The sequence below is a fragment of the Streptomyces sp. NPDC087844 genome, assembly GCF_044742785.1.
In the GTDB taxonomy this organism is placed as follows: Bacteria; Actinomycetota; Actinomycetes; order Streptomycetales; family Streptomycetaceae; genus Streptomyces.
Map to the genome: position 1 here is coordinate 75,776 of NZ_JBIUVD010000023.1, position 24,945 is coordinate 100,720.

Annotated in this window: 22 protein-coding genes; 13 read left to right on the top strand and 9 right to left on the bottom strand. The window is 68.3% G+C overall.

The annotated features are described in order from the left end of the window. Positions 1-39: 39 nt before the first annotated feature. The 6 genes from ACIOKD_RS33805 to ACIOKD_RS33830 form a co-directional block, all read right to left on the bottom strand. Entirely contained in the window at positions 40-1,044 is a 1,005-nt protein-coding gene (locus tag ACIOKD_RS33805) for a LacI family DNA-binding transcriptional regulator (protein ID WP_402091645.1), read from the bottom strand. A 2-nt stretch (positions 1,045-1,046) separates the two neighbouring features. Beyond that, positions 1,047-3,362: an alpha-xylosidase gene (yicI, locus tag ACIOKD_RS33810; RefSeq protein ID WP_402091647.1), complete on the bottom strand. Its 2,316-nt coding sequence runs from the start codon at positions 3,360-3,362 to the stop codon at positions 1,047-1,049. A 29-nt stretch (positions 3,363-3,391) separates the two neighbouring features. Further along, complete coding sequence (locus ACIOKD_RS33815; protein ID WP_402091649.1) at positions 3,392-4,213, bottom strand: carbohydrate ABC transporter permease; 822 nt, start codon at positions 4,211-4,213, stop codon at positions 3,392-3,394. Further along, positions 4,210-5,196 (bottom strand): carbohydrate ABC transporter permease, encoded by a 987-nt coding sequence (locus ACIOKD_RS33820; RefSeq protein WP_402091651.1) that lies wholly within the window; start codon positions 5,194-5,196, stop codon positions 4,210-4,212. The genes ACIOKD_RS33815 and ACIOKD_RS33820 overlap by 4 nt, the downstream gene beginning before the upstream one ends. Continuing rightward, a complete protein-coding gene (locus ACIOKD_RS33825; protein WP_402091653.1) occupies positions 5,193-6,488 on the bottom strand; it encodes an ABC transporter substrate-binding protein in 1,296 nt (431 codons plus the stop codon). Before ACIOKD_RS33825 ends, ACIOKD_RS33820 begins: the two co-directional genes overlap by 4 nt. 464 nt (positions 6,489-6,952) lie before the next feature. Beyond that, positions 6,953-8,215, bottom strand: coding sequence for an MFS transporter (locus tag ACIOKD_RS33830; RefSeq protein ID WP_402091654.1), 1,263 nt, complete (start codon positions 8,213-8,215; stop codon positions 6,953-6,955). A gap of 83 nt (positions 8,216-8,298) precedes the next feature. Here ACIOKD_RS33830 and ACIOKD_RS33835 point away from each other — a divergent pair, with 83 nt between their 5' ends. The 11 genes from ACIOKD_RS33835 (at position 8,299) to ACIOKD_RS33885 (ending at position 20,039) form a co-directional block, all read left to right on the top strand. Next, positions 8,299-9,333, top strand: a complete 1,035-nt coding sequence (locus ACIOKD_RS33835; protein WP_402091655.1) for a LysR family transcriptional regulator — start codon at positions 8,299-8,301, stop codon at positions 9,331-9,333. Positions 9,334-9,656: 323 nt separating this feature from the next. Beyond that, on the top strand, positions 9,657-10,637 hold the full coding sequence (locus ACIOKD_RS33840) for a hypothetical protein (protein WP_402091656.1): 981 nt from the start codon (positions 9,657-9,659) through the stop codon (positions 10,635-10,637). Continuing rightward, the gene (locus ACIOKD_RS33845; protein WP_402091658.1) at positions 10,637-12,850 is read left to right on the top strand and encodes a glycosyltransferase; all 2,214 of its coding nucleotides are present in this window, start codon (positions 10,637-10,639) and stop codon (positions 12,848-12,850) included. Before ACIOKD_RS33840 ends, ACIOKD_RS33845 begins: the two co-directional genes overlap by 1 nt. After that, positions 12,847-14,412, top strand: coding sequence for an acyltransferase (locus ACIOKD_RS33850; protein WP_402091659.1), 1,566 nt, complete (start codon positions 12,847-12,849; stop codon positions 14,410-14,412). The genes ACIOKD_RS33845 and ACIOKD_RS33850 overlap by 4 nt, the downstream gene beginning before the upstream one ends. A gap of 214 nt (positions 14,413-14,626) precedes the next feature. After that, positions 14,627-15,283, top strand: a complete 657-nt coding sequence (locus tag ACIOKD_RS33855) for a hypothetical protein (protein ID WP_402091753.1) — start codon at positions 14,627-14,629, stop codon at positions 15,281-15,283. Next, positions 15,280-16,308 carry a hypothetical protein gene (locus ACIOKD_RS33860; RefSeq protein ID WP_402091755.1) on the top strand — a complete coding sequence of 343 codons (1,029 nt, stop codon included), beginning with the start codon at positions 15,280-15,282 and terminating at the stop codon, positions 16,306-16,308. Before ACIOKD_RS33855 ends, ACIOKD_RS33860 begins: the two co-directional genes overlap by 4 nt. Positions 16,309-16,495: 187 nt before the next feature. Continuing rightward, positions 16,496-17,149 carry a hypothetical protein gene (locus ACIOKD_RS33865; protein ID WP_402091757.1) on the top strand — a complete coding sequence of 218 codons (654 nt, stop codon included), beginning with the start codon at positions 16,496-16,498 and terminating at the stop codon, positions 17,147-17,149. A gap of 248 nt (positions 17,150-17,397) precedes the next feature. After that, positions 17,398-18,027, top strand: a complete 630-nt coding sequence (locus tag ACIOKD_RS33870; RefSeq protein WP_402091661.1) for a hypothetical protein — start codon at positions 17,398-17,400, stop codon at positions 18,025-18,027. A 179-nt stretch (positions 18,028-18,206) separates the two neighbouring features. Next, entirely contained in the window at positions 18,207-18,695 is a 489-nt protein-coding gene (locus tag ACIOKD_RS33875) for a hypothetical protein (protein ID WP_402091662.1), read from the top strand. Positions 18,696-18,756: 61 nt separating this feature from the next. Next, complete coding sequence (locus ACIOKD_RS33880; protein ID WP_402091664.1) at positions 18,757-19,407, top strand: hypothetical protein; 651 nt, start codon at positions 18,757-18,759, stop codon at positions 19,405-19,407. After that, entirely contained in the window at positions 19,404-20,039 is a 636-nt protein-coding gene (locus tag ACIOKD_RS33885) for a hypothetical protein (RefSeq protein ID WP_402091758.1), read from the top strand. The genes ACIOKD_RS33880 and ACIOKD_RS33885 overlap by 4 nt, the downstream gene beginning before the upstream one ends. Positions 20,040-20,117: 78 nt before the next feature. Here ACIOKD_RS33885 and ACIOKD_RS33890 read toward each other — a convergent pair whose 3' ends face one another. The 3 genes from ACIOKD_RS33890 to ACIOKD_RS33900 all read right to left on the bottom strand — a co-directional run bounded on the left by ACIOKD_RS33890 (position 20,118) and on the right by ACIOKD_RS33900 (position 22,527). Continuing rightward, entirely contained in the window at positions 20,118-21,308 is a 1,191-nt protein-coding gene (locus ACIOKD_RS33890) for a hypothetical protein (RefSeq protein WP_402091665.1), read from the bottom strand. A gap of 169 nt (positions 21,309-21,477) precedes the next feature. After that, a complete protein-coding gene (locus tag ACIOKD_RS33895) occupies positions 21,478-21,666 on the bottom strand; it encodes a DUF397 domain-containing protein (protein ID WP_402091667.1) in 189 nt (62 codons plus the stop codon). Positions 21,667-21,675: 9 nt separating this feature from the next. Next, positions 21,676-22,527, bottom strand: coding sequence for a helix-turn-helix domain-containing protein (locus ACIOKD_RS33900; RefSeq protein WP_402091668.1), 852 nt, complete (start codon positions 22,525-22,527; stop codon positions 21,676-21,678). Positions 22,528-22,786: 259 nt separating this feature from the next. Between ACIOKD_RS33900 and ACIOKD_RS33905 the strand changes: the two genes are divergently transcribed. Both ACIOKD_RS33905 and ACIOKD_RS33910 read left to right on the top strand, forming a co-directional pair. Further along, the gene (locus ACIOKD_RS33905; RefSeq protein WP_402091670.1) at positions 22,787-23,242 is read left to right on the top strand and encodes an ATP-binding protein; all 456 of its coding nucleotides are present in this window, start codon (positions 22,787-22,789) and stop codon (positions 23,240-23,242) included. Positions 23,243-23,470: 228 nt separating this feature from the next. Next, entirely contained in the window at positions 23,471-24,853 is a 1,383-nt protein-coding gene (locus ACIOKD_RS33910; protein WP_402091671.1) for a nitrate/nitrite transporter, read from the top strand. Positions 24,854-24,945: the final 92 nt, after the last annotated feature.

A 24,945-nucleotide genomic window follows, 5' to 3' on the forward strand; every position in this document is an offset into this window, starting at 1 on the left:
TTGCACGAACGAAGTCGGGTACGGATCGGCGGGTACGGATCAGGGGCGCGGCTGTGTGCTCGCCCGTACCGTCAGCCGGGGCGGCAACAGCGTGGCCTCCGGTACCGGCGTGCCGCCCAGCTTCTTCATCAGCAGCTCCACCGATCCCGCGCCCACCTCGTCGGCCGGTATGGCGATCGAGGTGACGGGCACACGGACGCGGCCGGCCAGCTCGTCCGGGCAGATCGCGGTGACCGACAGATCCCCCGGGACCCGTAACCCGAGTGATTCGAAGGCGTCGATCAGCGGTTCCAGGACCGGCTCGTTGTGGACCACCACACCCGTCAGGGCGGGCCGCTCCCGCAGGAGCCGCTCGGCGACCTGCCGGGCCGCCGCGGGGTCCGCCTCGCACGGGTGGACCGAGGAGGAGATGCCGTTGCGGTCGGCCGCGGCGGTGAAGCCCTGGACCACCCGCTGGGCGAACCCGGTCTCGCGCACGTACACCTCGGGCGGCGAGCCCACCAGGCCGATCACGCGGTGGCCGAGCGCCGCCAGATGTTCGACGCACAGTTCGCCCGCCGCCTTGAAGTCCAGGTCGATGCAGGTCAGCCCGGCGGGCTCGGCCGGGAAGCCGATGAGTACCGACGGCCGGTCCAGGGCGCGCAACAACGGCAGGCGCGCGTCGTGGAGCTGGACGTCCATCACGATCAGCGCGTCCACGAGGGCGGTGTCCGCGACCCGCCGCAGCCCGTCCTCGCCCTCCTCCTGGGTGAGGAGCAGCACGTCGTGGTCGTGGCGGCGGGCGGCCGTCACCACGGACACCGCGAACCGCATCACCACCGGCACATGGATGCCGGCCCGCAGCGGGACCACGAGCGCCAGCACGTTCGACCGGCTGCTCGCGAGGGCGCGGGCACCGGCGTGCGGCCGGTAGCCCAGCTCGCGGATGCTCTCCTCGACGCGCTGCCGGGTCTCCTCGGAGATCGACCGCTTGCCGCTCAGCGCGTACGAGACGGTGCTGGGGGAGACGCCGGCGTGCCGGGCCACATCGGTGATCTTCACCATGGTCAGCCCCGCTCCCGGTGCACGCCGTTCCCGGGGGCCGGCTCCGGGCCGGGTGCCGGTTCCAGTTCCAGGGACAGGAACCCGGTACCGGCCGCCGCCCGCGCGGTCCGTTCGCCCGCCGTCAGCGCCCAGGGCGCCTTCGGATCGCTCGACGACGCCCGCAGCGTGTCGCCCTCCCGTACGACGGTGAAGGTCACCCCGTCCACCGGCACCGTGACCTGCGCGCCGCGCGCCAGACCGTACGCGTGCAGGGTGACCCCGTCCGCGTACGGATAGTCGGGGCGGTCCTCGACGCAGCCCACCGGGATCACCGCGCCCGGCCGGACGAGGAGCGGCACGCTGGAGAAGCCGTGCCTCTCGCGCACCCAGCGCGGCCCGGTCACCGTCCGTCCGGTCAGGAAGTGCGTCCAGGTGCCCTCGGGCACGTAGTACGACACGTCCCCGTCGTCGGAGAAGACCGGTGCGACCAGGAGGTCGGGGCCGAGCATGTACTGCCGTTCCAGGTGCGCGCACCCGGGATCGTCCGGGAACTCCAGGACCATCGCGCGCATCATCGGCACCCCCTGCGCGTGCGCGGTGCGGGCGGCCTCGTACAGGTACGGCATGAGGCGCAGCTTCAGGCGGGTGAACAGGCGCAGGACGTCCACGGACTCCTCGTCGAAGAGCCACGGCACGCGGTACGAGGAACTGCCGTGCAGGCGGCTGTGCGAGGAGAGGAGCCCGAAGGCGAGCCAGCGCTTGAAGAGGGCGGGTGTCGGGGTGCCCTCGAAGCCGCCGATGTCGTGGCTCCAGTAGCCGAAGCCGGACAGACCCAGCGACAGTCCACCGCGCAGCGACTCGGCCATCGACTCGTACGTGGCCTCGCAGTCGCCGCCCCAGTGCACCGGGAACTTCTGGCTGCCGGCCGTCGCCGAGCGCGCGAAGACGACCGCCTCGCCCTCCCCGCGGTGCTTGCGCAGCACGTCGAAGACGGTGCGGTTGTAGAGGTACGTGTAGTAGTTGTGCATCCGCTCGGGGTCGCCGCCGTCCGCCCACGCCACGTCGAGCGGGACCCGCTCCCCGAAGTCGGTCTTGAAGCAGTCGACGCCCTGCGCGAGCAGCGCCTCCAGCTTCGCCGCGTACCAGTCGCGGGCGGCCTCGCTGGTGAAGTCGACGAGTGCCATGCCCGGCTGCCACAGGTCCCACTGCCAGACACTGCCGTCGGGCCGCTTCAGCAGGTGCCCGAGCGCCCTGCCCTCCGCGAAGAGGGGGGAGCGCTGCGCGATGTACGGGTTGATCCAGACGCTGATGTGCAGCCCGCGCTCCTTGAGGCGGGCCAGCATCCCCTCCGGGTCCGGGAAGACCCGCGGGTCCCACTCGAAGTCGCACCAGTTGAACTCGCGCATCCAGAAGCAGTCGAAGTGGAACACGGAGAGCGGGAGTTCGCGCTCCTTCATGCCGTCGATGAAGGAGCTGACGGTGGCCTCGTCGTACGAGGTGGTGAAGGACGTCGACAGCCACAGCCCGAACGACCAGGCGGGCGGCAGCGCCGGACGGCCGGTGAGGGCCGTGTACTTGCGGATGATGTCCTTCGGGGTCGGCCCGTAGATCACGTAGTACGTCAGCTGCTGGGTCTCCGCGCTGAACTGGACCCGCGACACCGCCTCCGAGCCGACCTCGAACGACACCCGCCCCGGGTGGTCGACGAAGACGCCGTACCCCGCGTCCGTCAGATAGAACGGCACGTTCTTGTACGCCTGTTCGGTGGCCGTGCCCCCGTCGGCGTTCCACATGTCGACGACCTGGCCGTTCTTCACCAGCGGCCCGAACCGCTCACCGAGCCCGAAGACATGTGTGCCGACGCCCAGGTTCAGCTGCTCCCGCAGGTAGTGGCCGCCGCTTCCCGCGTCACGCATGATGCCCATGCCCTTGGGGCCGCTGCTGGTGAGGGTGCGGCCGTCGGCGAGGAAGTCCACGTGCCAGGGTCCTGTGCGGCTCACGCGCACGGACAGGGCGCCCGCGGTGAGGGTCGCGCAGTCGTCGTCGTACTCGGCGTGCGCCTGGAACTCCTCCCTGCCGGACCTGTTGAGCTCGAACCGCGGCTCTCCGGGCTCCTCGCCCTCGAAGTGCGTGAACGTGACGCCGATGACGTCGGGCATCGGGGCGTGCGCGCCGATGGTCACGACCGGTCCCTTCAGAAGATCGCCGCGGTGGCGGATGGGCTGGGTCGGCGCGTGGATCTCCAGGGCCCCGGACCCGGCGCTCACGTCGAGGACCTCGACCGGGTGGGCGGCCGACACGCCCTCGCGCAGCAGCCAGTAGCCGTCGGTGAACTTCATGCGCACACCCCTTGTTTGACGGTCAGCGGTTACTTGACGGCGCCTACGGCGATGCCGCGGGTGAGCGTCCGCTGGAAGACGAGGAAGAAGACGATGGCGGGCAGGACGCCCAGGAGTGCGGCGGCGTTCGTCATCGTGGCGTCCATCAGGCGTTGGCCCTGGAGGACGCCGAGGGCCACCGACACGGTCTGGTTGTCGTTGGAGATCAGCATCACCAGCGGGAGCAGGAACTCGTTCCAGGTCCAGATGAAGAAGAAGACCAGGAGCACGCCGATGGTGGGCCGGCTGACGGGCACCACGATCCGCCACAGCACCTGCCACTTGTTCGCGCCGTCGATCCGGGCGGCCTCGATGATCTCGCGCGGGAACTGTCCGAGGACCGCGGAGAGCAGGTACGTGCCGAAGGCCGCCTGGATCACGGTGAAGACGATGATCACGCTCAGCCTGGTGTCGTACAGGCCGGCTTCCTTGCTCAGGTAGTAGACCGGGTAGACCAGCGCCTCCTGCGGCAGCATGTTCGCCAGCACGAAGAAGGCGAGCACCCAGGTGCGGCCCTTGATCCGCCCGATGCCGATCGCGTACGCGTTGAGGACGGAGAGGACGACCGCGCCCAGGGCGACCGACCCGCTGATGAGCACCGAGTTCACGAGCTTCTGGCCGAAGTCGACGCGCTCCCAGAAGTCCCTCAGCCCGTCGAGGTAGACGCCCTCGGGAAGGCTCAGCGGGCCGTTCGCCGAGTACTCGGCGGGCGACTTCACCGCGTTGACGGCGACGATCAGGAACGGCAGGACCATGAACAGGGCCCCGATGACCAGGGCGAGGAGGACGGGGTAACGGCGGAGGGCGGTCATCGTACGACTCCCTGTTCGGCGTCCTCGGCACGGGTCTGGAGCTTCAGGCCGACCACCGCGAGCAGCAGGACGAGCACGGTCAGGACGGTGGAGATCGCGGCGCCGTAACCGACCTGCGTCTTCTCGAAGAACGTGGTGAACGAGAAGTACGAGGGCACGTCCGTCGCCCCGCCGGGCCCGCCCTTGGTGAGCACGTACACCGCGCCGAACACCTTGAGCGCGGCGATCGTGCACCAGAGCAGCACGACGTAGATCTCGGGCCTGATCTGCGGCAGTGTGACGTGCCAGAACCGCCGCCACCAGCCGGCGCCGTCGAGTTCGGCGGCCTCGTACAGCTGCGGGTCGACGCGTTGCAGGCCCGCCATGAAGATCACGAGCGGGAAGCCGAGCTGCACCCAGACCATCACGCCCATGACGCTGTAGAGCGCGAGGTCGGGGTCGCCCAGCCAGTCCTGCTGGAGGCCGCCGAGCCCGACCGCCTTCAGGAGTTCGTTCAGCGAGCCGTTCTCGGGCGCGAGGATCCAGCTCCACACGATGCCCGCGACCGCGATGGGCAGCACCTGCGGCAGATAGAAGCAGGCTCGCAGCACGGCGGCCGTCCTGCTGCCGAAGTGCTTGCCGACGAAGTCGAAGAGGGCGGCGGCCAGGACGAGCCCGAGGACGGTCGGTACGACCGCCATCGCGACCACCATGAAGAGGCTGTGCCGGAACGACGCCCAGAACTCGGCGTCGTCCAGCAGCGCGCGGTAGTTGTCGAGCCCGGTCCACTTCGGGCTGCCGACGCCCTGCCACTCGGTGAAGCTCACGCCCGTGTTCATCAGGAAGGGCACGACGACGATCACGGAGAAGGCGAGGGCGCCGGGGAGCAGGAAGAGGGCGTAGGAGTCGCGGGGCGGGCGGTTGTGTTTCGCGCTCCTGGAGTGGTGACGCGCTTCGACGACTGTGCTCTTCCGTCCGCCCCGTTCTTCGACGGTGAACGTCATTGGTCCTGTACGCCCTTGTCGTACGCCGCCTTCACCGCGTCCAGGTAGGCGTCCGGCTTCGCGCTCCCGGTGATCAGCTTCTGGGTCTCGGAGACCAGGACGTCGTAGAAGCCGGGAGCCGGCCAGTCGGGATAGAACGCCAGGCCGTCCCGCTCGGAGAGCGTGTTGAAGTCGGCGATGAGGCTCTTGGAGCGCGGGTCCGTGATGGCGGCGGGATCGGCGGCCACCGGGACTCCGCCCTTGTTGCCGAGCAGGTTCTGGATCTTCTTCGACATGGTGATGTCGATGAAGTCGTACGCCAGTTCCTTGTTCTCGGCGCCCTTGGGGACCACCCACAGGTTGCCGCCCGAGCCGAGGGTCAGGTTCGACTCCGGCCACAGGAACGTGCCCCAGTCGAACTTGTTCTCCGCGGCGAACCGGCCGTACCACCAGCTGCCGGAGAACAGGATCGGGCTCTTGCCCTGCATGAACGAGACCCCGGCGTCCTCGGCCTTCGTACTGGTGCTCTTCTTACTGATGTAGCCCTTCTTCATCCAGTCCGCGAAGGTCTCGGCGGCGTACGTCCAGGCGGCGTCGTGGAAGTCCGGCTCGCCCTTGTAGAGCTGGTACGAGTCCACCCAGGCGCGGTCGGCCTTCGACAGCGCCAGCTGGTACAGGTACTGGTGGGCCACGTACTCGGCGCCCGCGTTGGCGAGCGGGGTGACGCCCTTGTCGACGAACGTGTCCATGGCGGCGGTCAGTTCGTCGAACGTCTTCGGCTCGGCGATCTTGTACTTGGCGAAGAGGTCCTTGTTGTAGAACACCATCGTGTACTCGGCGTAGTTGGGGATTCCGAACCACTTGCCGGAGCCCATCACGCCCTTGGCGTCGTACTGGCTGGTCGTGCGCACGCCGGCGCTGAGCTTCTTGTCCCAGCCGCGCTCGGTCACCTCCGTGGACAGGTCGGTGAGCAGGCCCTGCCGGGAGAGGTGGCCGGCTGTCGCGTTGCCCTTGTTGTACTCCATGAGGTCGGGCGCGTCATTGGAGTTGAGGACCATCGGGGCGGTCTTCTGGATCTGCTCGAAGCCCTTCTCCTCGAACTTCACCTTGACGCCCGGGTGGGTCTTCTCGAACTCCTCGATGGCCGCGTTCCAGGCCACCGCCATGGCGCTGTCGGGGCTTTCGTAGTGCCACAGCTTCAGGGTCTTCCCGTCGGAGGACCCGCTGTCGGAGTCACCGCAGGAGGCCAGCATCAGGGTGGTGCTCACCACCGCGGCCGCCGCCGCCATCACACGCCTTCGTGCCGTCAACATCCTGTGCCTCCGAGGGAGTCGGACGGGTATCGGGACCTCGCGCATCGCGCACACGGGTCTCGTCGAACCGAGTTGCACCGAGTTGCATCGAGTCGAATCGATTCGACGAGCGCTGTCGAAGCGCTTCGACGGGGGAACGTATGTGGGGGCTCCGGGGGAGTCAATGGGGTGCGCGGGAATTGGGGCGGGTGTTCGGTGGGTCGCACAGGGGGCCGCGGGTCGGTTCGTAGCGTGCGGGTGGGTGGGGCTGGCCGTGCCGTTCCCCGTGCCCCTGAGCCCGTGCGGGTGGGTGAGGGCTGAGCGCGCCGTTCCGCGCGCCCCTGAAAGCGGCTGCGCCGCTCCAGGGCCCCGTCAGGGGCGCGGGGAACGGCGCGGGTGACCGAGGCCGGGCGGTCAGGTGGCGTGCGGCCTGTTTTTGGGGGCGCGGGGAACTGCGCAGGTAAGCCAAGTCGCAAGCCGGCCGGTCACCCGACGTGTGGTCCGTTTTTCAGGGGCGCGGGGAACTGCGCGGGACGGGCCGTCGTGAGTGCGATCAGGAGGGCCGTCACCGCCGCCCCGACCGGTACTCCGTAGCCGGCCGCAGGCGAGGCCCGCTCCACCACGAACCCGCCCACCGCGGACCCGCACGCGATCCCGCCCAACAGCCCTGTCACCGCCCACGTCATCCCCTCGTTCAGCCGCCCCTCGGGCGTCCGGTGCTGCAGCAGCGTCATCGCCGTGACCATCGTCGGAGCGGTCGCCATCCCGGCGAGCAGCAGCGCGAGGCCGAGCGCCACCAGACCACCGCCACTCCCGAGCGTGGCGGCCAGCAGCGGCAGGCACATCAGCGGCGCCATCGCGCCCACGCTGAGCAGGAACCGCCGTTCCACCGACCCTCCCAACCGCAGCACCCCGTACAGCAGCCCCGCCGCACACGACCCGGCCGCCTGCAGGGCGAGTACCACCCCGGCCGCCGCCCGGTGCCCCTGTGCGTCCGCGAACGCGATCGTCACCACCTCCATCGACCCGAACACCGCGCCCGTGGCGAGGAATCCGACCAGCAGCGGAGGGATTCCGGGCGCCCGGAGCGGGGACGCGGAACCAGCGTCCGTACGGCCCCGGGCGGGCGGTTCCGTCGAGCGCTGGGCGCTGAACACCAGCACCCCGGTCAGCAGCAGCACGACCGCGACGAGCGTGCCCGCCTCCGGGAACAGCGCCCCGCACAGCAGCGCGGCCAGTACGGGACCGAACATGAAGCACAGCTCGTCCACGGCCTGCTCGAAGGAGTTCGCGGTGTGCAGCCGGACCGGGTCCCCTTCGAGGAGATGGGCCCAGCGTGCCCGCGACATGCCTCCCGTGTTGGGCGTGGTCGCCGTGGCCGCGTACGCCGCGAACAGCGTCCAGTCCGGCGTCCCGAGGCGGACGCAGAGCAGCAGCGCGAGTGAGCCGAGCGCGGCGACCGCGGTCGCGGGAACGGCGATCCGGGCCTGCCCGTGCCGGTCGACGAGCCGCGCCGTCCAGGGCGCGACGACCGCCGTCGCCGCCAGGCCGGTCGCGGTCACGGCGCCGGCGAGCGCGTACGAGCCCCGCGTCCCCGCGATCATGATCACGGCACTCACGCTGAACATGCCCATGGGGAGCCGCGCGATCAGATTCCCGATCGTGAACGCCCGGGTTCCAGGAATGGCGAAAAGTCGACGGTAGGGATTCCGCGAGGACGAGGGCAGTGAGGACGGGCGGGGCGGCATGGATCAACGTTCACCCGCCCCGCCGCACCGGGTCCAACACCTGTTCCGTACCGATTCACGCACTCACGTTGTAAGTTCACCCGATGCCCGCCCATCCCGACCATCCCGCGCACTCCACGCACTCCGCGCACTCCGCACACCTCGACCCCCGGCTGCTGCGCGCCTTCCTCGCCGTCGCAGAGGACCTGCACTTCACGCGCGCGGCCGGGCGGCTGTACGTCGCCCAGCAGGCCCTCAGCCGCGACATCCGGCGCCTGGAGCGGGAACTGGGCGCCGACCTCTTCGTACGCACCACCCGGCAGGTGGCGCTCACCCCCGACGGCGAGCGGTTGCTCCCCCACGCGCGGCGGGCCCTGGAGGCGCAGGACGACCTGCTCGCGGCCTTCGGGCGGACGGGCCCGTACGGCACGACGGGCGCCGATCGCCCCCTGCTCGTGGACGTGAACAGCCCGGGCCTGGTCTCCGGACGGATCCTGGCCCTGGCCCGCGAACTCGCCCTCGACTGCGAACTGATGGCCCGCTTCGAGAGCGGCCTCACCGGCGCGGCGGCCGAGCTGCTGGCCGGCCGGCTCGACGCGTCCTTCGGCCGGTTCGCGGGCCTCGGCCCGGCCGTGCGCGCCCGCCTGGAGCAGCAGCCCGTACGGTACGAGCGGATGGCCGTCGTGCTGCCCGAGGGCCACCACCTGGCCGCGCTGGACGCCGTACCGCTCGACGCCCTGGCGGGGGAGCGGGTGTACGCGGGCGCCGGGAACCCCCGGACGCTTGAATGGACCGACCTCGCCCGTCAGCTTTTCGAGGGACGCGGGATCGAGGTGGCTCCGCCCGCGCCGCTCGCCGTCGGCACCGAGGAGTTCCGAAGGATCATGGCCAAGACGCGAACCCCTGTTCTGGCCGTGGTGGACTTTCCGGCCATGCCAGGTTCAACGCTTCGCCCCCTCGTCGACCCTGTCCCGTTGTCACCGGTGTCTTTGGTGTGGCGGAAGGGTCTGGTGCATCGTGGAGTCGCAGCATTGCGGGCTGCCGCGTCACGACTCGCGGCGGACGAGGGATGGCTGGAGCGCCCTTCTGAGGGGTGGATTCCGGCCACGGATGCACTCATCATGATGAGTCGGATCTGACACATAACCCTCACTCATGGCTACGTGCGATACATTCGTGGCCCGGGTGCAGTGTGATAAAGGGGGCGCTCGGACCGGATGGGGGTCCGGTTCCGGACGACGACGTGCGAGTATCCGGGTCGCACGCGCCACCCCAGAACGATTCCCGTGGGGGGATGCACGTGCGCGTGAAAAGTTGGCCAGAAGACGCTCAACCAGGTCGGAATGAATCCGATCAGCCTGGTTCCGGCGGTGACGACGGTTCGGCCCGGGACGAGGCCGACCGGGTACTGCGAAATAGTCCTGATCAGCCCTTCCGTAACGGTTCCGGTCATGCAGACGGCGTGGACGTGACCGAGGTCATGGGCGGACCGGGTGCGCCCGGTGCGCCGGGCGCGCCGGGCGCGTCCGACGGCTGGTTCCGTCGTGAGGCCGCCGCGGCGGTGCCGCGGCAGAGAGACGACGACCATGACACCGCGCGTTTTCCCGGAACCCAGGACACCGCCCGCGTCTCCGAAAGCACCGCCGGTGCCGGGTACGACCCCGCCGCCGCGCAGGACGCCGGTCCCGCCGCCCACGACTCCTGGCAGGAGTCCGAGCACCCCGAGCACACCCACGACCCGCACGAGGTCACGGTCCAGCTCGACGGTGTGGGACGGCAGCTTGAGGACTGGCTCGTCCAGCAGGCCAAGGGTGCCCCCGGTGCCCAGGAGGGCTCGGACGGCCCGGTCTTCGTCGACGAGACGGGCCGCCGCAGCCGCAGATACCGCAGGATAGGCATGGCGGTGGGGCTGGCCTGCGCGGTCTACGCGGTGGCCATCCTCATCACCCTCATATCGGGCAACTCGAACGCCCCCTGGCTGCCCATAAAGGACCAGCAGGGAGACGCACCGGCCGGCCAGGTGGAACCCTCGTCGCCGCCCACCGACTCCGCCGGTCCGTCCGGCTCCGCGAGCGCCTCGCCCGAGGCGAGCGTCTCCGGCACCGAAGGCACGACGCCGTCACCCGGCGCCAGCCTCCCGGCCGACGCGTCCGCCAGCGCACAGGCGCCCGACACCTCGGCCGACCCCGAGCCCTCCGCCAGCACCACCAAGCCGGGCACGGGCACCAACAACTCGCCCGACCCCGGGGCGGACCCCACCGACGAAGTCCCCGCGTCACCGGACCCCGAACCGGAACCGACGGAGACCGGCGTCACGGACGGCCCCACCACCGAGGCCCCTGCCGGAAGCGGCACCAACGACGTCGCCGACGCCCCGCTCACGGCGGAGCCGACTCCCATCGAGCCGAGCCCCCCCACCCCGTCCCCGGAGAACATGCTCTGATGGCACGCCGCACCAGCAAGCGCGGCGCAGGCCGGGGCGCCGTCCGGCGCCGACGCCTGCCCATGCGCTACCTGTTGCCCTCGCTGATCCTCATCGCCCTCATGGCGATGCTGATGCTGCGCGGGTACGTACACAGCGAGATACTCGCCGACCACCGCATCCAGCCCGAGGCCGCCACCGACCGCGTACCCGAGAAGATCCTGGACGGCGGTCCCGTCATCGACACCCGCGGCGACCGCACCAGCAGCCTCAGCGTGCCGAAGCACCATCTCGTCCTCACCTTCGACGACGGCCCGGACCCCGAGTGGACCCCCAAGGTCCTCGACGTCCTCAAGAAGCACAACGCCCACGCGGTGTTCTTCGTCACCGGCACCATGGCCTCGCGCTACCCGGACCTCGTCCAGCGCATGGTCGACGAGGGCCACGAGATCGGTCTGCACACCTTCAACCACCCCGACCTCTCCTATCAGTCCAAGAGCCGCATCGACTGGGAGCTGTCCCAGAACCAGCTGGCGCTCGCGGGCGCGGCCGGCATCCGTACGTCGCTGTTCCGGCCGCCGTACTCCTCCTTCGCCGACGCCATGGACGACAAGTCGTGGCCGGTGACCGAGTACATAGGCAGCCGCGGCTACCTCACCGTCGTCAACAACACCGACAGCGAGGACTGGAAGAAGCCCGGCGTCGAGACGATCATCCGCAACGCCACCCCCAAGGGCGGCAAGGGCGCCATCGTCCTCATGCACGACTCCGGCGGCGACCGCCACCAGACCGTCGAGGCACTCGACCGCTTCCTGCCCCAGATGCAGAAGCGGGGCTACGAGTTCGACAACCTCACCGGGGCGCTCGGCGCCCCCAGCGCCCACACCCAGGTCACCGGACTCGACCTGTGGAAGGGCAAGGCGTGGACCTGGGCGGTGCAGTTCTCCGAGAAGGTGACCGACGGCCTCGTCGTCTGCCTCGCGGTCATCGGCACCCTGGTCATCACCCGCTTCGGCCTGATGCTCGTTCTCTCCATCGCCCATGCCCGGCGCGTGCGCCGCAAGAACTTCCGCTGGGGGCCGCCGGTCACCGAACCGGTCTCGGTGCTGGTGCCGGCGTACAACGAGGCCAAGTGCATCGAGGCGACCGTGCATTCGCTGGTGGCCAGCGAACAGCCCATCGAGGTCGTCGTCATCGACGACGGTTCGAGCGACGGCACCGCCCGCATCGTGGAGAACCTGCGGCTGCCGAACGTACGCGTCGTGCGCCAGCTCAACGCGGGCAAGCCCGCCGCCCTCAACCGGGGCATAGCCAACGCCAAGCACGACCTCATCGTGATGATGGACGGCGACACCGTCTTCGAGCCGGCCACCGTGCGTGAACTGGTGCAGCCCTTCGGCGACCCGAGCGTGGGCGCCGTCGCGGGCAACGCCAAGGTCGGCAACCGCGACTCGCTGATCGGCGCCTGGCAGCACATCGAGTACGTGATGGGCTTCAACCTCGACCGCCGTATGTACGACATGCTGCGCTGCATGCCGACGATCCCCGGAGCCGTCGGAGCCTTCCGCCGCTCGGCCCTGGAGCGCGTCGGCGGCATGAGCGAGGACACCCTCGCCGAGGACACCGACATCACGATGGCCATGCACCGCGACGGCTGGCGCGTCGTCTACGCGGAGAACGCCCGCGCCTGGACCGAGGCCCCGGAGTCCGTCCAGCAGCTGTGGTCCCAGCGCTACCGCTGGTCGTACGGCACCATGCAGGCGATCTGGAAGCACCGCAGGGCGCTCGTCGAACGGGGCCCCTCGGGCCGCTTCGGCCGCGTCGGCCTGCCCCTGATCTCCTTCTTCATGGTCCTGGCCCCGCTCCTGGCACCCCTGATCGACGTGTTCCTGCTGTACGGGATCGTCTTCGGCCCCACCGAGAAGACGATCGGCGCCTGGCTGGGCGTCCTCGCCATCCAGGCGGTCTGCGCCGCGTACGCCTTCAGGCTGGACAAGGAACGCATGACCCACCTCATCTCGCTGCCCCTGCAGCAGATCCTCTACCGCCAGCTCATGTACGTGGTCCTCCTCCAGTCCTGGATCACCGCCCTCACCGGCGGCCGTCTGCGCTGGCAGAAACTGCGGCGCACCGGCGTGGTGGGTTCCGCGCCGGGCGCGGCGGCCGGCCCCGTACCCCGGCAGCGCGCGGAGAGCGGCAGCGGAAGCGGAAGCGACCGGAGGCCCGTCGGATGACACACGGCCACACCACCGGTCCGGGCGCAACGCCGCCGGAGCACACACCGTCGTTCGGGGTGCCGCGCCAGCGGGCCGACGCACCGGACGGCCACCCGGAGGAGCCGGGGTACGACGCGAGGTGGGTGATGTCCCCGTTCGACACGCCGGACATATCCCATGCATCTCATATATCCGACGCATCCGATGCATCTGACGTATCCGACACGTCGGACGCATCCAGCGCATCCGACACGTTCGGCACGAGAGTTCCGGCGGAGAATCCGGGGTCCCCGTTCGAGGACCCCTCCGCGTCCGCCGCGTCCCGCGCGCCGTCCGTCCCCGCCGCTCCTTCGGCTTCCTCCGCGCCGAAGAAGGCGGGCGGCCGTGACCGCTACCTGGACCTGCTGCGCACCCTGGCGCTGGTCCGCGTGGTCGCCTACCACCTGTTCGGCTGGGCCTGGCTGACGGTCCTCTTCCCGTCCATGGGCGTGATGTTCGCCCTCGCCGGTTCCCTGATGGCGCGCTCGCTGAAGCGCCCGGCCCTGGGCGTGATCCGCGGCCGCATCCGCAGGCTCCTGCCACCCCTGTGGGTGTTCAGCGCGGTCATGCTCGCCATGATGTTCGCCGCGGGCTGGAACATCTCCGAGGACCCCGACAACGGCGGCACCTGGGGCATGATCGAGCTCTTCAACTACATCGTCCCGATCGGCGCCCCGCCGTTCCCCTGGAGCATCGGCGACAAGTCCGGCCTCCTGGAGCAGACATGGGCGGTTCAGTCGGCGGGCGTGCTCTGGTACCTGCGGGCGTACCTGTGGTTCGTACTTGCGTCCCCGCTCCTCCTGTGGGCGTTCCGCAGGGCTCCGTGGCCGACGCTGCTGGCCCCGCTCGGGCTGACGGCCGTGGTCGGTACTGGCCTCGTCACCATCCCCGGTGAAACGGGCAACGCGGTCTCGGACTTCGCGGTCTACGGCGGCTGCTGGGTCCTCGGTTTCGCGCACTACGAGGGCATGCTGCAGAAGATCCCGCGCTATGTGGCGGTGTCCTGCTCGACCCTGCTGATGGCCTTCGGCCTGTGGTGGGCGTCCGGCCATCTCGGCCCCGACGGCTGGGACCTGAACGACATCCCGCTGGCCCAGGCCACCTGGTCCTTCGGATTCGTCGTCATCCTGCTCCAGTACTCCCCGTCCTGGCAGGACCTCCCCGGCCGCCTCAAGCGCTGGGACAAGCTGGTCACCCTCTCCAACAGCCGTGCCATGACGATCTACCTGTGGCACAACCTCCTGATCATGGCGACGGTCCCGATCCTCGACCAGCTCTACAACCTCCCGTTCATGAACGACCGGATGGTGGGCCTGCTGGACGCGACGTACATGGTGTGGATGTTCGTCCTGGTCTGGCCCCTGATCGGCCTCGCGATCCTCTGCGTCGGCTGGATCGAGGACCTGGCGGCGAAACGGAGTCCGCGGCTGTGGCCGACGGGGTCGAAGAAGCCGGCCCGTCCCGGTGGGCGTTCCGGCCCCGGACCGGGAACGCCGTCCCACTCCCACTCCCGGCCTCGCTCCCGGGCGCGGGCGCGCTAGGACGGCGGACTGCCGGGAGAAGAGGGTTTGCGCGGGCCAAGTAGGAAGCTTGGCCCGCGCTTCATGTCCGCTCTTACTGAGCATGTGTGTGCCGGTATGCGGGCTTGGCCCCTCATTTCGTTACCAGCTCCGCATAATTCGCTCTGGTGTCGTCCCCTGCACCCTGGGTAGCGTGGCTGCGCTCATGACCCCCTCGCCCCACCGGGAGCTGTCTGTGAACCGCCGTCCCACTCTGCTCGCAGCGATCACGCTGACCGCCGCCGCGGCCTTGACGCTGTCCGCCTGCGGTGGCGACAGCTCCAAGGACAAGGACAAGGACAAGATCGCGGGCGCCGACACAGGCCCGCAGAAGTCGGCTTCGCCGACCGCGTCCGCTTCGACTGCCGCCGACCGCCCGAAGATCGAGCTGCCGTCGGATCTGACGTACACCTTCGAGTGGAAGAAGACCGGGGACAAGGAGAAGGACGCGGTCCTGAATGACAGGGAGCAGTCCATCAAGGCGGTGGACCTGGCCATCGTCCATCAGGACCCGCTGGACAAGGCGTACCTCTACTTCTACGAGGGCGAGGCCGCTGCCCAGACGCAGAAGTACATCGAGGCCTACGTGAAAGCCAAGGCGCGCACCACGGGCGCGTACCGCTATTACGACGAGGTCGTCAACGTGAGTGACGCCGACAGCGCCTCGCTCGTGTACTGCGAGGACCAGAGCAAGGGGTACGACATGTACCTGAAGCCGAAGAAGATCAACAAGACGGCTGTGACCGAGAACAGCTACGTGCTCTACAGCACCCAACTGAGCAAGAACGAGAAGGGTGCCTGGGTTGTCGACAAGCTTGTTTCTCAGAGGGGGAGTGCGAAGTGCCAGCCCTGAGCGTCATTGGTTCCAGAACCTTGATCGCGTCCGCCTTGGTGGGCTCGATGCTCTGGACTGCTACTCCTGCTCTGGCCGACAAGGAAATCGGTGGCGGTGCCGAGACTCCCAACGGCGCTTCTGGCAACGTCGACGGTGACACCCTTTCTGCCGGCGTCGGCCGCATCGTCTACGACCGTTCCAAGAACGGCAGCGGGGGTTCCGTCGGGGCCGTGAGCCCCACGACGACCTGGACCCCGCCCGCCTGCTGGTACGCCCCGAAGTACACCCCCGCGCAGCTTCAGGCGTATATGGAGCCGATCTGGGAGGCGGGGTCGACGGGGGACCAGTGGGACGCCGAGCAACGCGAGAAGTACGTCAACGGTGGCGAGTACAAGGACTTCAACAAGGAGAAGACCGGCAAGGGTTATTTCTGGGACTCGTACGTCAACGAAAGCTATCCGCCGGGCTGGGACAAGTGCACGAAGGCCCCGTTCTGGGTGGACACGGGCGATGCGCCGCCACCAGGGATCGAAAACGCCATCACCCCGGAGATGCTGGCCCAACTCGCGTACGCCGAGATCAGGGTGCCGGGCACCGCGGTGAAACTTGCTCCTGAGGGCACGACCAAGGTGAACCTGCCGACCTGGGCCTGGCTGGACGGCGCCGACTTCAAACCGGTCTCGGTCACGGCGTCCATACCCGCGATCGGCCTTCAGGCGACCACCACCGCCGAGCCGGTCTCCCTCAAGATCGAGCCGGGCACCGGTGACGCCCAGACCTACCCGGCTTCCGGTGAGTGTGCGATCGGCAACGACGGCCGTATCGGTGAGCCCTACGCCAAGGGCAAGGCCGACGAAACCCCGCCGTGCGGTGTCAGATACCTGCGTTCGTCGGGCGACGGCTCGTACAAGCTCCAGGCGACGGTCACGTGGAAGATCTCGTGGACGGGCACGGGCGTCAACGACCCTCAGGACCTGCCTCCCGGCGAGTTCGGAGCCGACCAGGACGTGATCGTCCAGGAGATCCAGTCGATCAACCGCTGACGGGATGAGTGGGGGCCGACGTGGTTCCTCGCCCGTCCACCCAGTCCATCCAACTCGCTTCTCCCACCCGGTCGTTTCATTTTCGCCACGAGCTTCGCTTTGCTGGAGTTCGCACTGGTGTCGTCTCCCGTGCCCTGGGTAGCGTGGCGGCGCTCAAGCCGCCTTCGCCGCACGGGAGACATCTGTGATCCGCCGTCCCACTCTGCTCGCAGCGGTCACGCTGACCGCCGCCGCGGCCCTGACGCTGTCCGCCTGTGGTGGCGACAGCGACTCCGAGGACAAGGGCAACGACAAGATCGCGGGCGCTGGCACCGGCAAGGAGAAGTCGGCTTCGCCGACCACGTCCGCCTCGACTGCCGCGGGGCGCCCGAAGGTCGAGCTGCCGTCGGATCTGACGATGACCTTCGAAGGCGGCAAGACCGGAGACGCCGTCAAGGACGCGGTACTGGCTGACAGTGCCGAGCGGATGCGCTCGGTCAACGCCGCGATTGCGGGAACCGACCCGAAGAGCGAGGCCCTCGGCTTCTACAACAGAGGTCGGGCGCTTGAGGCCGCTGTGAGCTGGGTCGGAAAGTTCGAGGATGCGGGCCTGGGTATCACCGGCAAGGTTCGGTACTTCGACCGGACTGCGACGCTCGACGGGAGCAAGACCGCGTCGGTGCTCTTCTGCGCCGATGAGAGCAAGGGGTATGCGAAGGACCTCAAGACCGACAAGGCCGAGGTCACCACACCGTCCAACGACGATTTCATTCTCTACAACACCCGGCTGGAGAAGAACAGCGAAGGTGTGTGGCAGACCACACGCATCGTGTCGACCGCAGGAGCGAAGAAGTGCCTGTGATGGAACGCAAAGTGCTCAGCGGTGTTTGCTTCACCGTGTCTCTGGAGGTCCCGTGCGCCTAGGCCACAACAACGCCTGTTGGAACTCGTGAACGATGTGATCCTGCATGAGATCCAGTCGATCAACCGCTGACCCGGAACGGCCTGCACGTTGTCACCGACGTCACCGACGACGTGCTGGCAGTTCTGTTCTGATATCGCCTTCACCAGGAGCCGTTAGTGATCTGCCGTCCCACCCTGCTCGCAGCGATGACGCTGACCGCCGCTGCGGCCTTGACGCTGTCCGCCTGTGGTGGCGACAGTGACTCCGAGGATAAGGGCAACGACAAGAACGCGGGCGCCGGCACTGGCAAGGAGAAGTCGGCTTCGCCGACCACCGGTGTCGCAGACGTTGCCGACCGCCCTGAAATCACGCTTCCGTCGGATCTGAAGCTGACCTTCGACACGAAGAAGACCGGGGATGCGGTCAAGGACGCCGTTCTTGCCGACAACGCCGAGCGGATGCGGGCCGTGGATGCCGCGATTACGGGGACCGATCCTGAAGGCGAGGCCCTTGCTTACTACAACACCGGTAAGGCGAGGGACGCCGCTCTGACCTGGGTCAAGCAGTTCAAGGATGCCAACGCCTCGCTCACGGGAGAAGCGCGCTACTACGACAGAAATGTGACGCTGAAGAGTGAGACCACAGCATTGCTGAGCTTCTGCGCGGACGAGAGCAAGGGATTCAGCAAGGACAAGAAAACCGGAAAGGTAGACAGGACGCCCGCCACGAAGAACAGCTACGTCCACTACAAAACCCGGTTGGACAAGAACAGTGCTGGAACGTGGCAGACGTCTCAGATCATCTCTACGAGGGGGGCGGCGCAATGCCAGCCGTAGGGCGAATCGCAGCGATCACGCTGACCGTTGCCGCGGCCTTGACGCTGTCCGCCTGCGGTGGCGACAGCGACTCTGAGGACAGGGGTAGAGGCAAGGGCAACGACAAGATCGCGGGCGCGGACACCGGCACGGAGGCGTCGAAGACTCCAGGCGCTTCCGCTTCCGCTTCCGCTTCCCCGGTGGCCGAGCGGCCTACGGTCGAGCTGCCGTCGGACGTCATCGACAAGTACGAGGACTGGAAGACGGGCGACGACGTGAAGGACGCCGTCCTGACGGACACCGCAGGTCGCGTCGACGCCACGAACGACGCCATCGTCCGAGGCGACAGCAATGCTCCAGGACTTCCGTTCTACTACCGGGGCAAGGCGTTGAGCGGTGCGGTGGAGTGGGTTCAGGAGTACCGGGACGCCAATCTGTCGTTCACCGGTACCACTCGCTACTTCGACCCGAAGGTCACCCTACTCGGCAGCACTTCGGCGGCGGTTGTCTACTGCGCGGACGAAAGCAAGGGCTTCAACAAGAACCGCGAGACCGGCGAGGTCGACCGAACGCCGTCGGACGAAAGCCCGTACGTGCTGTACGACACACACCTGGAGAAGAGCGAGAAGGGTGTGTGGCAGACCACTGTTCTGACCTCGAAGCGGGGCGACAAGACGTGCGCCGGATGAGAGGAACCGGGCCGCTGCCTCTGCCGCTCTGCTCTGATATCGCCTTCACCAGGAGCCGTTAGTGAACCGCCGTCCCACACTGCTCGCAGCGATCACGCTGACCTCCGCCGCAGCACTGACATTGTCCGCCTGTGGTGGCGACAGCCCCGATGGCGAGGTTGCGGGCGCCGGCACCGCCACCGCCACCGAGAAGTCGGCCTCGGCGAGCGCTTCGGAAGAGGCTGCGGCGGGGCGGCCGAAGATCGAGCTGCCGTCGGACGTCAAGCTCAGCTTCACCCCGGATGCGTCCGAGGATCCTGTCGAGAACGCGATTCTGAAGGACAACGCGGAACTCGTCCGCGCGCTCTCCGCGGCCATCGTCGCCCAGGATCCGCGATTGCCGGCCCTTGAGTTCTATACGGAGGGCGAGGGCGCGGTGGCCGCCCAGAAGTGGGTCAAGGCATTCACGGATGTCGGCTGGACGGTGACCGGGGACACGCGTTACTTCGACCGCCAGGTCACGGTCGGTGCCAAGAACACCGCTTCGCTCACCTACTGCGCGGACGAGAGCAAAGCCTTCAGCAAGGTGATCAAGACCGGAAAGATCAAGGGGACCGAGGTCACCAAGAACAGTTACGTCGCCTATGGCGTCCAGGTGGAGAAGAGCGACGAAGGAGTCTGGGAACTCATGAAGATCTCCTCTGTGCGAGGAGCTTACAAGTGCCAGCCATGAGTCGGCTCTTTCGCATCGCGACGGCGACCGCTGTCGCGGCCTTGGCGCTGTCCGCCTGTGGTGGCGACAGCCCCGAAGACGAGGTCGCGGGCGCCGACACCGGCACGCGGAAGCCCGCTCCGCCGACCGCGTCCGAGTCGGCTGCCGCGGACCGTCCGAAGATCGAGCTGCCGTCCGATCTGAGCTACACCTTCGAGTGGCCGAAGAGCGGTGACAAGGAGAGGGACGCTGTTCTGAGCGATAGTGCGCAGTCCATCAAGGCGGTTGATCTGGCCATCGCCAATCAGGACGCCTTGGACGAGGCGTACCTCTTCTATTACGAGGGAGAGGCTGCGGCGGGGACTGAGCAGTTCATTCAGGAGTATGTGGAGAATAAGGCCCGCACCACGGGTGCCTATCGTTTCTACGACCCGAATGTGTCTGTTCGCGGTGACGGGACGGCCTCGTTCAGCTATTGCGAGGATCAGGGCATGGCGTACGTCATGTACCTCAAGGGCAAGCAGGTCAAGAAGACCGAGGTCACCGCGAGTAGTTACATCGCTTACCAGACGTCACTGAAGAGGAACGAAAAGGGTGTCTGGGTAATCCATGAGGTGACCTCTCAGCGGGGAAGTGCCAAGTGTCAGCCCTGAGGTAACTGGATACCGCAGGCCGCGCCGTGTCCCGTACCCGCCGGAGATGACCGGCGGATAGGGGACACGGCGTCGGTGTCAGTTCGTGGGGGCCGGGCCCAGGCGCATCGTGCGTGGGCCTTCTCCTGGGGTGTTGGTGCAGCGGTGGTCCGCCGGGGAGCGGGTGAGTTGGAGGCCGAGGCACGCGCCCAGGGCGAGCTGGCCGTAGTGGTTGGGGTGCAGGGACTCCTGGCGTTGGCCCTGGCCTACGCCGGTGGTTACGAAGCGGACCCATTCGCTGGTGCGGCCCGAGGGTCGTGCGGGGCCGGCCTGGACGGTGGTGGTGGAACAGACCTCCCGGCCGTCGAAGGCGCGCGACAGGTCGAGGAACTCCGCGCCGGACTCACGGGCGGCCGAGGCGAGCGTGGTGCTGATATCGGGGACCAGTTGGTCGTGGGCCCAGGTGAGGTCCTTGTCGAAGAAGGGACAGCCGCCCTCGGTCAGGCGGTCGTACTTCTCCCCGGGGTAGCGGATCCGCTCGCCGTCGGGCAGCGGTGACGGGTAGGACTGCAGGATCAGGCGGTAGCTGCCCACCGGGTGGCCCGCCCGGTCCATGGCGGTGGTGACGTCGGCGAGTGAGTTGACGGCCGCGGTGCGCATCGCGGGCAGCCGCTTCTTGACCTCCGGCGCCTGGGTGGGAGCGCAGGGCGACCCCCCGATGGGAGTGACGAAGTTCTTGACACACGAGACGATGATGTTCCCGAAGCCGAGGTCGTTGCCGCCGACGGAGACGACGACCGCCCGTACCGGGTGGCCGGTGACGGCCTTCTGGAGCTGCTGGGCCTGGGACGGCTCGGACTTGGAAGGGCTCCCGCCGTGTTCAGGCAGCAGGATCGCGGTCGAGGTGGCCCCCGAGCAGGCGAGGTTGAGCCGACGGGCCCCAGCCGGGGCGGGCGAGGAATTGACCTCGGCGCTGTCGGAGCGGTTGCAGCCGTTGTCGTAGGACGTGCCGTACACCCGGTGCGCGTCCGTCGAGCCGCTTGCGGGGTCGAAGGCCCGGTCGGTGCCGGAGTAGCCGCCGGCGCTGTCGTTGCTGTTGCCCGACCAGCGGCCCGCCTCCCCGGAGATGAAGCTGTCGCCCAGAGACACCACCCACGGTGTCTCCGCGGCCCTGCCCTGCGCGTGCACGGTCCCGCCCTGCGTGAGGCCGGCTCCGCACAGGGCGGCCACGGCGGCGGTCGCGACCGCGATGCGCCGTCGGCCTCGGCCTCGTACCCAAGAAGTTCTCATGCCGTTCTGGATTGCCAAGGCAAACACGGCATATGCGTTGTCGCCCGCGCTGCCCCTCCAACGAGTCAGGCTTCGCGGGAAGTTGACGCCGACCGTACCGCCGTACCGGGCTTCGGTGGCTGGCGATGTCCTCGCGATCGTGAAGGTTGCGTCCGTGCGGCAGACGACCTCAGGAGGCGGGCGGCTGCGCCTTCAGGGTGCGTATCAGCTCACGCATGCGAGGCCGGGTTGTTGTGAGGACGGTGTCGGGGGCGTCGCTCTCGCGAAGATGGACCGTGCCCGTAGGGGCAGCCGCCACAAAGAGGCAGTTGGCCGCTTCGGCGCTGTACGACGACTTCTGCCAGGTGAGTTCGGGCATGCGGGCTCCTCAGAGATCGTGTGCGATGCGCTGGATGAGGTCTCGGGACTTCGGCTCAGGCAGGGCTCGTGATTCCATGCGGTCCAACACCGAGCGATAGCGTTCCAACTGCGCGTCCGCGTCCAGGAATTCGCATCCGTGGTCGGTGTCCAGGACGACAGTGTCGAGGCGTGGGGTCGGGCCGACAGCGCAGGTGATGGGCTGGCCGGATGCCGGGAACCCTGCCTCCCCGAAGGGGATCACCACAATAGTGATCGTGGGCTGCTCGCTCATCTCCAGCAGGTAACCGAGTTGCGCGCGGCTGATCTCAGGGCCGCCGAATCCCATACGTAGCGCTGCCTCGTGCACGATGGCCGTGTACGGGGTTTTGACCCCCTCGAAGAGGACGACCTGGCGCTTTACACGGTGGGAGACGCGGTGCTCGATCTCGTACGGCCGAAGTGGTGGAACGGCTTCCCGCATCGTCGCGCGGGCATGTTCCGTGGTCTGCAGCAGGCCGGGCATGTGGATCGTGACAGCTACGCGCAGCGCGTTGGCATGGTGCTCCAACTCGGCCAGATCCAGTAAGCCGGAGGGGAGCACATCGCTGTACTCCTCCCACCATCCGCGCGTCCGTCGGCCGGTCATGGTGGCGAGGGCGTCGACGAGCTGTTCGTCCGCGCAGTCGTACGAGCGGGCCAGGGCGCGGACGCGGTCGGCACTGAGAGAGCTCCGGCCGGTCTCGATCATGCTGACGCGGCCCTGGTTGACGCCGAGCAGTGCGGCGGCGCTGGTGACCGTCAATCCCGCCCGCTCACGGAGTTTGCGGAGTTCGGCGCCCATTCGCCGCTGGCGAAGAGTCGGAGTACTGGTGGGCGGCAAGACGCCTCCTCTCGGCCGCGTCGCGGCGCTCGGGGTACCCCACACGAGGTAATCGGTGATGAATATCGCCACTTTGGGAGATGTATCTCCCAAGGCGCGTTAGCTTAAGACCGTACCGCCAACTGCCCGCGCCCCCAAGCCGGAAGCGCACCCCACAAGGCATTGCCACCGCATGGCGCCGACGTTGAGCGAGCCGAAGATCTCTCCCCCTCTCCCCCTCTCCCCCTCTCCCCCTCTCCCCTTCCTCCCGGAGGCGTTCATGGTCACCGTAGCCCCGCCCGACACCTGCACGTACGCCCTTCGCCTGCCCCACGACCCCCGTGCCGCCCGCGTCGCACGTATGACCGTGCGGGCCGCGCTGCACGGGCATGGAATGGTCGAAATCGTCGATGTGGTCGAGCTGCTGACGTCCGAGTTGGTCACCAATGCGTACCTGCATACGAAAGGACCCGCCTCGCTGCGACTGACCGCGTTGGGCGAAGGGCGCCTGCGCGTGGGGGTGTGGGACAGCAGCCCTCACATCCCGGCGCCCTTCGACGAGCCTCCCGGTGGCCGGGGCGCGCAAAGCACCCTGATCAAGCCGACCCCCGCCGACGCCGAAAGCGGGCGCGGGCTGTTCCTCGTGCAGCAGTACGCGACGTCGTGGGGCGGCTGGTCCTTCGGTGACGGTCCGCTCGGGCGCGGCGCCGGGAAACTGCTGTGGTTCGAGGTCTGAGGGAGCCCTCGGTGCAGACCCCCTAAGGACCCCCGCGGAACCCCCTACGCGCGCCCCGATCCACACCCCCCTGGCAAGCCCCCCGTGCCACCCTCGGTGAAAACCCTCACCACGCCCCCCGCCCGAGGGTGAGAGCAACGTTCCCCCGTGGTCACCCACAGCCACAGCGTGGAAACGCGCCCTCTCTACCTTCGGAAATACCACCCGGAGAGATCGTGGAGGCGTGAGATGACAGCCCCGAGCAGCAGCATCACGACGCGCAAGGGGGGCCGCTGGATCGAGCAGTGGGACCCGGAGGACGAGACGTTCTGGAAGGAGACGGGGGAGAAGGTCGCCCACCGGAACCTCTTCTTCTCCGTACTCTCCGAGCACATCGGATTCTCGATCTGGACCCTCTGGTCGGTCATGGTGCTCTTCATGGGGCCCGAGTACGGACTGACCCCCGCCGACAAGTTCTTCATCATCTCGATGGCCACCCTGGTCGGCGCCGTCGTCCGGGTGCCGTACACCTTCGCCGTCGCCCGCTTCGGCGGCCGGAACTGGACCATCATCGCGGCGACCATGCTGCTCGTCCCGACGATCGCCGCCTTCGTGGTGATGGAGCCCGGGACGTCCTTCGGCACCTTCCTCGTGTGCGCCATGCTCGCCGGTGTGGGAGGGGGAAACTTCGCCTCCTCCATGACCAATATCAACTCCTTCTTCCCGCTCCGGAAGAAGGGCTGGGCGCTCGGGCTCAACGCCGGCGGCGGCAACATCGGCGTGCCCGTCGTGCAGCTCATCGGGCTCGCCGTCATCGGGGCCGGTGGAGGGCCGCGGCTGCTGCTGGGGATCTACATCCCGCTCATCGTCGTCGCCGCTGTTCTCGGCGCCATGTACATGGACAACATCACGTCCGTGAAGAACGACACCGGCGCCGCCAAGGAGGCCGTGAGGGACCCGCACACCTGGATCATGGCCTTCCTCTACATCGGTACGTTCGGGTCGTTCATCGGCTACAGCTTCGCGTTCGGGCTCGTGCTCCAGACACAGTTCGGGCGTACGCCGCTGGAGTCGGCGTACGTCACCTTCATCGGGCCGCTGCTCGGCTCGCTGATCCGGCCCGTGGGCGGCTGGCTCGCCGACAAGTACGGCGGCGCCCGCATCACCCTGTGGAACTTCGTCGGCATGGGCGCCGCGACCGCCGTCATCGTGGTCGCCTCCATGGAGAAGTCGCTCGCCCTGTTCACCACCGCGTTCATCGTGCTGTTCGTACTGAGCGGGCTCGGCAACGGCTCCACGTACAAGATGATCCCCGGCATCTTCAAGGCCAAGGCCGCCGCCAAGGGGCTGACCGGGGAGGAAGCCGCCTCGTACGGGCGGCGGCTGTCGGGGGCCTCGATGGGGCTCATCGGTGCCGTGGGCGCGGTCGGCGGTCTCGGTATCAACCTCGCCTTCCGGCAGTCCTTCCTCAGCGTCGGGTCCGGCACCGGGGCCTTCGTCGCCTTCCTCGCCTTCTACGCCGCCTGCTTCGCGCTCACCTGGGCCGTATACCTTCGCCGCCCCGCCGCCTCCGGGTCGACCGCCACGGCCGCGTCGGAGGCGAAGACGCAGCTCAGCTACGCCGAGGTGTAGTGCGACACGCCGCCCGGACCGTGACGTAACACGGGCGACATCAAGCGGAACCGAGCCTGTCACGCATGATTGACAGGCTCGGTCGTCCGTCG

Excerpts from the sequence above, each read along its gene's own strand:
- ACIOKD_RS33805 (WP_402091645.1), bottom strand. The coding sequence starts at position 1,044 with ATGGTGAAGATCACCGATGTGGCCCGGCACGCCGGCGTCTCCCCCAGC.
- yicI (WP_402091647.1), bottom strand. The coding sequence starts at position 3,362 with ATGAAGTTCACCGACGGCTACTGGCTGCTGCGCGAGGGCGTGTCGGCC.
- ACIOKD_RS33815 (WP_402091649.1), bottom strand. The coding sequence starts at position 4,213 with ATGACCGCCCTCCGCCGTTACCCCGTCCTCCTCGCCCTGGTCATCGGG.
- ACIOKD_RS33820 (WP_402091651.1), bottom strand. The coding sequence starts at position 5,196 with ATGACGTTCACCGTCGAAGAACGGGGCGGACGGAAGAGCACAGTCGTC.
- ACIOKD_RS33825 (WP_402091653.1), bottom strand. The coding sequence starts at position 6,488 with ATGTTGACGGCACGAAGGCGTGTGATGGCGGCGGCGGCCGCGGTGGTG.
- ACIOKD_RS33830 (WP_402091654.1), bottom strand. The coding sequence starts at position 8,215 with ATGCCGCCCCGCCCGTCCTCACTGCCCTCGTCCTCGCGGAATCCCTAC.
- ACIOKD_RS33835 (WP_402091655.1), top strand. The coding sequence starts at position 8,299 with ATGCCCGCCCATCCCGACCATCCCGCGCACTCCACGCACTCCGCGCAC.
- ACIOKD_RS33845 (WP_402091658.1), top strand. The coding sequence starts at position 10,637 with ATGGCACGCCGCACCAGCAAGCGCGGCGCAGGCCGGGGCGCCGTCCGG.
- ACIOKD_RS33850 (WP_402091659.1), top strand. The coding sequence starts at position 12,847 with ATGACACACGGCCACACCACCGGTCCGGGCGCAACGCCGCCGGAGCAC.
- ACIOKD_RS33870 (WP_402091661.1), top strand. The coding sequence starts at position 17,398 with ATGACGCTGACCGCCGCTGCGGCCTTGACGCTGTCCGCCTGTGGTGGC.
- ACIOKD_RS33885 (WP_402091758.1), top strand. The coding sequence starts at position 19,404 with ATGAGTCGGCTCTTTCGCATCGCGACGGCGACCGCTGTCGCGGCCTTG.
- ACIOKD_RS33890 (WP_402091665.1), bottom strand. The coding sequence starts at position 21,308 with ATGAGAACTTCTTGGGTACGAGGCCGAGGCCGACGGCGCATCGCGGTC.
- ACIOKD_RS33895 (WP_402091667.1), bottom strand. The coding sequence starts at position 21,666 with ATGCCCGAACTCACCTGGCAGAAGTCGTCGTACAGCGCCGAAGCGGCC.
- ACIOKD_RS33905 (WP_402091670.1), top strand. The coding sequence starts at position 22,787 with ATGGTCACCGTAGCCCCGCCCGACACCTGCACGTACGCCCTTCGCCTG.
- ACIOKD_RS33910 (WP_402091671.1), top strand. The coding sequence starts at position 23,471 with ATGACAGCCCCGAGCAGCAGCATCACGACGCGCAAGGGGGGCCGCTGG.